Here is a 9,013-nt window from a genome sequence, read left to right on the forward strand (position 1 = left end):
CCGCGTCCCCGAGGTCTGTCCACAACGGCCTCCGTTGTCCACAGGGCGCCGATTCCGCATCCCCCGGCCGGGCAGGCTCACCCCGGCACGTCCGAGTCCGACCGATGGAGGCCGCCATGCCGCCCCGTACCCCGCTCCCGCCGTACCGTCGCCTGCCCCTGCTCGTCACCTCCGACGGCGACCTGCTCGACGAGCTGTTGCGACTCGCGGCGGCCGGCGGCACCGAGGTCGAGCTGGCGGCCGATCCGGCCGCCGCCCGGGCCCGCTGGGCACCGGCGCCGTTGGTGCTCATCGGCGCCGACCAGGCGGCGGCCTGCCTGCGGGCGCGCCTTCCCCGCCGCGCCCGCACGGTCCTGGTCGGTCGCTCCGGAGAGCTCGATCCGGGTACGGAGTTGGCCGAACTCATCGGCGCGGAGCACGTCGCGACGTTGCCGGCGGCCGAGCCCTGGCTGGTCGACCGGTTCGCCGAGTGCGTGGCCGGTCCGGCCGGCCCGGGTCAGGGCCGGGTCGTGGCGGTGCTCGGCGGCCGGGGCGGCGCCGGAGCCAGCGTGCTTGCCGGTGGGCTCGCCGTCTGCGCGGCCCGGTCCCGGCTGCGGACGCTCCTGGTCGACGCGGACCCGCTCGGCGGCGGCCTCGACCTGGTGCTCGGCTGGGAGCAGCTCGACGGGCTGCGCTGGCCGGAGCTGGCCGGCACGGACGGGCGCGTCGATCCGCCCTCGCTGATCCGTGCGCTGCCCAGCCGAGGCGACCTGGTGGTGCTCTCCTGGGACCGGGGCGACCTGCGGCACCTGCCGGCCGAGGCGATGGCCGCCACAGTCGACGCGGGTCGGCGAGGGCGGGACCTGGTCGTACTCGACTTGCCCCGGCACCTCGACGACGCCGCGGTGGTCGCGCTCCAGGCCGCCGACCGCGCGCTGCTCGTCGTACCGGCCGAGCTGAGGGCGGCAGCCGCGGCGGCCCGGGTCGCGGCCGTGGCCGCGCCGCACTGCGTCGACCTGTCGGTCGTCGTGCGCGGTCCGGCACCCGGCCGGCTGCGGGCGGCCGAGGTGTCCCGGGCGCTGGGGCTGCCACTCGCCGGCACGCTGCGACCCGAGCCGGGGCTGTGCCGCGGACTGGAGCGGGGCGAGGCACCGGGCGCGAGCGGGAAGGGGCCGCTCGCCGCGCTGTGCCAGCGGATCGTGGACGAGCTGGTCGGGTCGTCGGCCGCGGGTGCGGCATGACCGGCCCGGGGGAGCTGGCCGCCCGGGTCCGGCACCGGTTCGCCGCCGAGGCCACGCCGGTCACACCGGCGGCGATCGTCTCCGCGGTACGCGCCGAGCCGGCGACGGCGGTGCTCGGTGACACCACGCTGCTGCGGATCGCCGACCGGGTGCACGACGACCTGGTCGGCGCCGGTCCACTGGCTCCTCTGCTCGCCGACCCGCAGGTCACCGACGTACTGGTGAACGGCGTTCGTGTCTGGGTCGACCGGGGGCGGGGCCTGCGTCAGGTCGCCGTGCCGCTGGGCACGCTCGACGACGTACGCCGGTTGGCGCAGCGCCTCACCGCGGCGGCCGGTCGCCGGCTCGACGACGCCTCGCCGTACGCCGACGCGCGGTTGCCCGACGGCACCCGGCTGCACGCGGTGCTGCCTCCGGTGGCGACCGACGGGCCCTACCTGTCGCTGCGTACCTTCCGGCAGCGGCCGTTCACCCTCGACGAACTCGTCGAGCGGGGCACAGTGCCCCGGCCGATCGCGCCGCTGCTCGCCGCCCTCGTGGCGGCCCGCCTCGCGTACCTGGTCAGCGGCGGCACGGGCTCCGGCAAGACGACGCTGCTCAACACGCTGCTCGGGCTGGTGCCCGGCACCGAGCGGATCGTGCTGGTGGAGGACGCCGCCGAGCTGCGTCCGGTGCACCCGCATGTGATCGGCCTGCAGGCGCGGACGGCGAACGTCGAGGGCGCCGGTGCCGTCGGGCTCGGCGACCTGGTCCGGCAGGCGCTGCGGATGCGGCCGGACCGGCTGGTCGTGGGTGAGTGCCGGGGCGCCGAAGTGGTCGACCTGCTCGCGGCGTTGAACACCGGCCACGACGGCGGGGCGGGAACGCTGCACGCGAACGCCCCGGCCGACGTTCCGGCCCGGCTGGAGGCACTCGGGATGCTCGGCGGCCTGCCCCGGCTCGCACTGCACGCGCAGGTCGCCGCCGCGTTGCAGGTCGTCCTCCAACTCCGCCGCACCGGCGAGGGGCGCGTACTGGACTCCATCGGCCTGCTGCTGCCCGACGGACCCGACCGGGTGGTCACAGTGGTCCCGGCCTGGGCGCGCGGCCGGGGTCTCGCCCCGGCGGCCCAGCTGCTCGCCGGCCTGCTGCGGGAGCGGGGAGCACCGTTGCCGCCGATCCTCCAGGCGGCGTGGCCCACCCCGGCGGCACCGTCGTGACCGGCCACCTCTGGCCGGCGGTCCTGCTCCTGGCCGCCGCGGCGGTCGCCGTCGCCTGGCCGGTCCGGGCCGGTCGCGCCCGGCGCCTGGCGGTCCTGGGTGGTGCGGGCACCCGGGGCGAGCGGGTGACGGGTGCGCGTCCAGCATCCCCGGAACCGCCACGACGTCCGCTCGACTCCGGGCCGAGGGCGTCCGCCCGGCCGCCAGGCCGGGACAGGGAACGGCGTCGACCAGGTGCCGGGCATCAGGTGAGGCGATGGACGGACCTCGTGTCGGTGCCGGTGACATTCTCTCCGGCGTCGGCTCCCGCGCTGGCGCTCTCCGCCGGGCGCGTACTGCCGGTGGCGGCGCTGTGTGGTGCGGTGACCGGGGCGCTGTTCGGCGGTCCGGTGGCAGCCGTAGTGCTCGCCACCTACGCCGTGCTCGCGGCCCGTGCGGTGCTGCGCCGGCGTACCCACCGGTTGGCCACCCTCGCGCACCGCCGCGATCTCGACCACCTCGCCGCCGTGGCCGCCGACCTGCGGGCCGGGCTGCCCGCCGGCAACGGTGACGACGACCGCCCGGGACGCGTCGCGCGGCTGGCCCGGGCCGCACGGAAGCTGGCCGACCAGACGGGTGCGCCGCTGGCCGATCTGCTGGAACGGATCGAGGCCGACGCCCGCGCCGCCGACCGGGGCCTCGCCGCTGCCGCCGCCCAGGCTGCCGGGGCGCGCGCGACCGCGTGGCTGCTCGCCGCGCTGCCGCTCGGCGGGATCGGTCTCGGCTACGGCATCGGGGTGGATCCGGTGGAGGTGCTCCTGCACACGCCGGTGGGTGCCGGCAGCGCGGTGGCGGCTGTCGTGTTGCAGGTCGGCGGGTTGCTCTGGGCAGAGCGGCTCGGCGTCACGCCCGGGCGGGCCGCCTGATGTCACGGCAGGTGCTGGCCGCCGTCTGTCTCGGCGGCGCCGCGTCGCTCCTGGTCGTCGCCGGTCCGGCCGTCCGCCCGGCACGGCGGCTGCGCCGTCTCGTCCCGGCGCCGCGGCCGGGCCGCCCGGCGTGGTTCCCGGATCGGGTACGCCTCGGCGCAACGCTGGCCGGGATCGCGGTGGCGGTGGTCGTCGGCGGGGTGACGGGCGTGTTCCTCGGGCTGCTGGCCGGTGTCGCCGCCGACCGTCTGCTGCGCCGGATCGAGCCGCGCGCAGCCCGGGAACGGCGGCTGCGGGAGAGCGCCGACCTGCCGCTGGCAGCGGATCTGCTGGCCGCCGCGCTGCGGGCTGGGGCGCCGGTCGACCGCTCGGTGCTCGCCGTCGCCGAGGCGCTCGGCGGGCCACTCGCGGACCGGCTCGGCCGGGTCGGCCGGACGCTACGGCTCGGTGGGAGCCCCGGTGAAGCGTGGGCGCACCTGGACGGCGTCACCGGGGCCGAACCCGTGGTCGCGGCGGCGGTCCGCTCGTCGAACAGCGGTGCCGCACTGGCTCGCGCGCTGACCCGGCTGGCCGACGACCTGCGGGCCGAGCGGTCGACCGCGGCCGAGGCGGCGGCCCGCCGCGCGGGCGTGCTCATCGTGCTGCCGCTCGGGCTGTGCTTCCTGCCCGCCTTCATTCTCGCCGGTCTGGTGCCGGTGATCGTCGCCGTCCTCGGCGACGTGCTGTGAACCATCGAGAAGGGACGTACGAATGCGCAAGCTCCTCACCCGCCTGCGGGGTGACGCCGGAATGAACACCGCCGAGTACGCAGTGGGCACCCTCGCCGCGGTCGCCTTCGCCGGGATCCTGCTGAAGGTGCTCACCTCCGGCAACGTGCAGTCCGCGCTGACCGCCGTCATCGACCGGGCCCTGAAGTGATCGCGCGCCGGCGGGCCGGTCGTCGTGGTCGGTGGCTCCACGAACCAGCGGTCCCGCTCGACGTGTCGGCCGAGCCCGGCCTGACCCGGGCCTTCGTCGGCACCCAGGTCGGGACGGTGTGGCGCCGGTGGCGCTCGCGGGTCGCGTGCGAGCGGGGTTCCTTCACCGCCGAGTTGGCGGCCGGCCTGCCGGCGCTCATGCTGCTCCTCGTCGCCGGGCTGACCGCGGTGAACGCGGTGGGCACCCGGGTCGCGTGTGTCGACGCGGCCCGGGAGGCGGCTCTCGCCGCGGCCCGGGGCGAGCCCGGCACCGTCACCGGAACCCGGTACGCCCCCGAGGGTGCCGAGGTGGCCGTGACGGTGACCGGCGATCGAGTCACGGCGACGGTCCGGGCGCCGGTCCGGACGTTCGGTGCGCGGTTGCCCCGCCTGGTCGTGTCGGGGGAGGCGGTGGCCGCCGTGGAACCCGGCGCGCCGGGCCCGGTGCCGTGACAGCCGGCGTGCCCGGGGAGAGCGGGGAGAGCAGGAAGCCAGCCGGCGGTACGCCTCAGGCCGACCGGGGCGGCGCGACCGTCTGCCTGCTCGCGATCGGGCTGGTCTTCGTCCTGGTCGGGGCGTTCGGCGCCGCGCTCGGGGCGGCCCGGTGCGCACGGCATCAGGCCCGCAACGCGGCGGACTTCGGGGTGCTGGCCGGTGCCGGACAGGTGCTCGACGGCGCCGACGCCGCCTGCGCTCGCGCCGCCGAGCTGGTCTCGGCCAACGGCGGCCGGATGACCGGCTGCCGCGTCGACGGACTGGATCTGATCGTCACGGCACGGGTACGTGTCGCACCGCTGCCGGGCCTGACCCGGGACGCCACCGCGACGTCCCGGGCCGGCCCGGCCCGGTCCTGACGACGGAAGCCGACGGAACCGAAGCCGAGCCGGAACCGGAAGCCGCGCCGGAACCGAAGGCCGGGCCGGAATCAAAAGGCCGGGCCGGGACCGAAGCCGAGCCGGGACCGGAAGCCCAGCCGGGACCCGGAGCAGGGACCAAGCCGGGACGAGTCCGGAACGCGGTTCGGCGGATGCGAGCCGCCGAGTCAGGTCAGCGGGACTGGAGGGCGTCCAGTCCGACCGCCATGGCGATCACCAGCCGACGGTCGATCTGCGGGTGCTGGATTTCCACGTTGTACCGGTCCCGCAGACCCCACTTCCGGTCGACCGAGAACACCGGCTGGCCGCCGGCCATGAAGTCGAAGTGGTACGGCAGCCAGGAGAGCGAGTCGACGAACCGGCGTAGCAGCGCGACCGGCAGGCTGCGCTCCTGCCCGGTGGCGGGCGGCAGGCCGGGCTGCTCGACGTGCCACGTCGAGCGCAGCAGCGACTGGGCGAAGTCCTTGCGGAACAGCCCGATGGGGTTGCCCGCGTGATCGGTCACGTCGTAGGTGGCGCCGAGGTCGAGCCGCTGACGGGCCTTGAAGCCGAGAAGGGGGTACTGCTTGGAGTCGTCGGTGTAGATGGTCACCTGCTCCTTGAAGGCGAGCCGCTTCTGCTGCGCGAACGCGAGCAGCCCACCCTCGGAGCCGTCGGGCGCCACCGAGTGCACCTCGTACTGGTTGACCATCATCCGGAGTCGCTGACGGATGATGAACCGGTGCTGGGCCTGCAGATTGTCGGGCGACATGGGCTCTCCTTCGAGGGGTCGCCGGAGTCTTGCACAGCGGGCCGACGACCGCTCGCCCGAGCGCACCCGCACAGCGCGACGTCGGCGCGCCGGGCGAGGCGCACGGTCAGCAAGATCAGCGGCCGCCGTCGACCGTGGCCTTCATCGCCCAGCTGTTCAGCACCTGATGGATGCCGCGCAGACGCTCGTTGATCTGCTCCAGCCGTTCCGCCTGGGCGAGCGTGGCCATCGCGGTGCCCAGCGCTATCTGCTGGTCGGGCGTGAGGTTTTCCTGGTCGATGGTGTAGAGCAGCTCGACGGTCTCGGCGATCGTGTCGGCCACGGCGGCACCTCCGGCGGGACGGGTCTCGGGTCACCTGCGCGCTACCGGAAATGATGCATGGAAGCGCTCCCATACATCAATGCCCCGACGGCCCTACCCTCATGCACCCGTCCCACCAACCAGACACCTGGGCACCCGCTGAGCCGCACGGCCCAGCTTGATCGACACCAGTTCGGGGAAGTGGCGGGGTCCAGCACCTGTCGATACCGCAACCTCCCCGAAGTGGCGGCGGGCAGCCCCAACCGGCCCGGTGCGGTCAGGCGGGTGGGGCACCGGCCGCCTGAGCTGGGCGGGCCGCCCGGTCGTCCTGCCGGGGCAACACCTCGCCGCGCTCCGGGCCGCCCGAGTCCGGGCCGGCACCCGCCTCCGGGCTGGCACCCGGTTCGGCCACCGCCGCCTCGCCGCCGACCGTGGCGAGGTTGGTCAGCACCACGTCGAGGACCTTCACGGCCTCCGCCTTGGCCAGCGGATTGTTGCCGTTGCCGCACTTCGGGGACTGGACGCACGACGGGCAGCCGGTCTCGCACCCGCACTCGGCGATCGCGTCCCGGGTGGCGCGCAACCAGGCGGCGGCGGTGCCGTACGCCCGCTCGGCGAAACCCGCGCCGCCGGGGTGACCGTCGTAGACGAAGACGGTGGGCGCCTCGGTGTCCGGGTGCAGCGCGGTGGACAGTCCGCCGATGTCCCACCTGTCGCAGGTCGCCATCAGCGGCAGCAGGCCGATCGCGGCGTGCTCGGCGGCGTGCAGCGCGCCCGGCACGTCCGCCGCCTCGACACCGGCGGCGGTCAGCGACTCGGGGGAGAGCGTGAACCACACCGCGACGGTGCGCAGTTCCCGGGCGGGCAGGTCCAGCGGGCGGGTGTCGATCACCTCGCCGGTGGCGATGCGCCGCCGCTGGTACGACACCACCTGGCTGGTCACGTCCACCTCGCCGAGGAACAGCCCGACCGGTCCGGCGTCCACGTACGAGCGGACCGACACCACCGACAGCGAGGTGACGTCGCGGGCGTGGGTGGACCAGTCCGGCTCCTCGGCGTGCACGAGCGCGCACCCGTCGGCCAGGTCGAGGGAGTCGACCACGTACGAGACGCCCTGGTGCAGGTAGACCGCGCCGGTGTGCAGCAGGAAGTGCGCCGACCCGCCGTCGACGGTGCCGAGCAGCCGGCCGGTGGACTCCTCCACCACGCACACCGGGGCGCCGCCCTCGCCGCGCAGGTCGACCTCGGGGCGTTCCCGGTGCCGCCAGTACCAGCCGGTGGGCCGCTGCCGCAGCGCCCCCGCCTCGACCAGCGAGTCCACCGCCTCCTTCGCGCCCTCCCCGAACAGGTCCAGGTCGGCCCGGGTGAGCGGGGACTCGTGGGCGGCGCAGGCGAGCTGCGGCGCGAGCACGTACGGGTTGGCCGGGTCGAGCACTGTGGCCTCGACCGGCCGCCCGAACAGCGCCTCCGGGTGGTGCACCAGGTAGGTGTCGAGCGGGTCGTCCCTCGCCACCAGCACGGCGAGCGCCTCGTCGCCGGAGCGCCCGGCCCGGCCGGCCTGCTGCCACAGCGACGCGCGGGTGCCGGGCCAGCCGCAGATCAGCACCGCGTCCAGCCCGACCAGGTCGACGCCGAGTTCGAGCGCGTTGGTGGAGGCCAGCCCGAGCAGGTCGCCGTGCAGCAGCGCCCGTTCCAGCTCGCGGCGTTCCTCGCGCAGGTAGCCGGCCCGGTAGGCGGCCACCCGGTCGCCGAGCCCGGGCACCGCCTCGTCCAGCGACCGCCGGGCGTTCGCGGCGACCACCTCGGCGCCCCGGCGGGACCGCACGAACGCGAGCGTGCGTACCCCCTCGACCACGCTGTCGGCGAGCAGGTCCGCGGTCTCCCGCAGCGCGGAGCGCCGGACCTGGACGAGGTCGGCGTCGGGAGCCGAGCCGGTGGGCGGCAGCAGCGGCGGCTCCCAGAGCGCGAACGTGACCCCGCCGCGCGGCGAGGTGTCCTCGGTGACGGCGGTGACGGGCAGGCCGGTGAGCCGGCCGGCCGCCGTCGCCGGGTCACCCGACGTGGCCGAGGCCAGGAGAAACACGGGGGTACGCCCGAAGCGGGCGCACTGCCGGCGCAACCGCCGCAGGACGTGCGCGACGTGTGACCCGAAGACGCCCCGGTAGGTGTGGCACTCGTCGACCACCACGTACGCGAGGCGGCGCAGGAACCCGGACCAGTGCGCGTGCCCGGGCAGGATGCCGTGGTGCAGCATGTCCGGGTTGGTCAGCACGAACCGGGAGTGCCGGCGGATCCACTCCCGCTCGGCGCGCGGCGTGTCGCCGTCGTAGGTGGCGGGGCGTACCCCGTCGAGTTCGAGACCGGCGACGGCGCGGAGCTGGTCGGCGGCGAGCGCCTTGGTCGGCGCCAGGTAGAGCACCGTGGCGCGCGGGTCGGCGAGCAGGGTGCTCAGCGCGGGGAGCTGGTACGCCAGGGACTTGCCGGACGCCGTGCCGGTGGCGACCACGACGTGCCGGCCCGCGTACGCCAGCTCGGCGGCCTCGGCCTGGTGCCGCCACGGGGCGGTGACGCCGCGCCGCGCGAACGCCTCCCGCAGGTCCTCCGGCGTCCAGCCGGGCCACCCGACCGGCTCGCCGGCGCGGGCCGGGACGCGCTCGACGTGGGTGACCGGGTCGGTGGCGTGACGCAGCCGCAGCCGGCGCAGCAGCTCGCCCGGAGCACGCCGCGGGCCGGGGCTGTGGTCGGTCACGTCCTGCACTCTCGCACTGGTGTTCGGAATTGGGAACCGCAGGGTGGGGGTATGGGG

The 9,013-nt window shown here is 75.9% G+C and carries 10 protein-coding genes; 7 read left to right on the plus strand and 3 right to left on the minus strand.

Annotated elements, in window-relative coordinates; genetic code table 11:
• The first annotated feature begins 116 nt into the window (after window positions 1–116).
• From ssd to EAD96_RS16895, 7 genes are all read left to right on the plus strand, one after another.
• On the plus strand, window positions 117–1,220 hold the full coding sequence (gene ssd / locus EAD96_RS16865) for a septum site-determining protein Ssd (RefSeq protein WP_121685002.1): 1,104 nt from the start codon (window positions 117–119) through the stop codon (window positions 1,218–1,220).
• Window positions 1,217–2,419, plus strand: coding sequence for a TadA family conjugal transfer-associated ATPase (locus EAD96_RS16870; RefSeq protein ID WP_120572048.1), 1,203 nt, complete (start codon window positions 1,217–1,219; stop codon window positions 2,417–2,419). The genes ssd and EAD96_RS16870 overlap by 4 nt, the downstream gene beginning before the upstream one ends.
• A complete protein-coding gene (locus tag EAD96_RS31210; protein ID WP_162959380.1) occupies window positions 2,416–3,324 on the plus strand; it encodes a hypothetical protein in 909 nt (302 codons plus the stop codon). Before EAD96_RS16870 ends, EAD96_RS31210 begins: the two co-directional genes overlap by 4 nt.
• On the plus strand, window positions 3,324–4,052 hold the full coding sequence (locus EAD96_RS16880; RefSeq protein WP_120572047.1) for a type II secretion system F family protein: 729 nt from the start codon (window positions 3,324–3,326) through the stop codon (window positions 4,050–4,052). Before EAD96_RS31210 ends, EAD96_RS16880 begins: the two co-directional genes overlap by 1 nt.
• A gap of 22 nt (window positions 4,053–4,074) precedes the next feature.
• Complete coding sequence (locus EAD96_RS16885) at window positions 4,075–4,242, plus strand: DUF4244 domain-containing protein (RefSeq protein ID WP_013283643.1); 168 nt, start codon at window positions 4,075–4,077, stop codon at window positions 4,240–4,242.
• A 116-nt stretch (window positions 4,243–4,358) separates the two neighbouring features.
• Window positions 4,359–4,733 (plus strand): TadE family type IV pilus minor pilin, encoded by a 375-nt coding sequence (locus EAD96_RS16890; protein ID WP_199733203.1) that lies wholly within the window; start codon window positions 4,359–4,361, stop codon window positions 4,731–4,733.
• An 8-nt stretch (window positions 4,734–4,741) separates the two neighbouring features.
• Window positions 4,742–5,134, plus strand: coding sequence for an Rv3654c family TadE-like protein (locus EAD96_RS16895; RefSeq protein WP_121685003.1), 393 nt, complete (start codon window positions 4,742–4,744; stop codon window positions 5,132–5,134).
• 193 nt (window positions 5,135–5,327) lie between these two features.
• Here the strand turns inward: EAD96_RS16895 and EAD96_RS16900 are convergent, their stop codons facing one another.
• The 3 genes from EAD96_RS16900 to EAD96_RS16910 all read right to left on the minus strand — a co-directional run bounded on the left by EAD96_RS16900 (window position 5,328) and on the right by EAD96_RS16910 (window position 8,986).
• Window positions 5,328–5,906 (minus strand): hypothetical protein, encoded by a 579-nt coding sequence (locus EAD96_RS16900; RefSeq protein WP_013283646.1) that lies wholly within the window; start codon window positions 5,904–5,906, stop codon window positions 5,328–5,330.
• Window positions 5,907–6,021: 115 nt separating this feature from the next.
• On the minus strand, window positions 6,022–6,228 hold the full coding sequence (locus EAD96_RS16905; RefSeq protein WP_013283647.1) for a hypothetical protein: 207 nt from the start codon (window positions 6,226–6,228) through the stop codon (window positions 6,022–6,024).
• 256 nt (window positions 6,229–6,484) lie between these two features.
• On the minus strand, window positions 6,485–8,986 hold the full coding sequence (locus tag EAD96_RS16910) for a DEAD/DEAH box helicase (protein WP_233585904.1): 2,502 nt from the start codon (window positions 8,984–8,986) through the stop codon (window positions 6,485–6,487).
• Between the last annotated feature and the right edge of the window lie 27 nt (window positions 8,987–9,013).

The organism is Micromonospora sp. BL1, from assembly GCF_003667485.1.
Lineage (GTDB): Bacteria > Actinomycetota > Actinomycetes > Mycobacteriales > Micromonosporaceae > Micromonospora > Micromonospora tulbaghiae.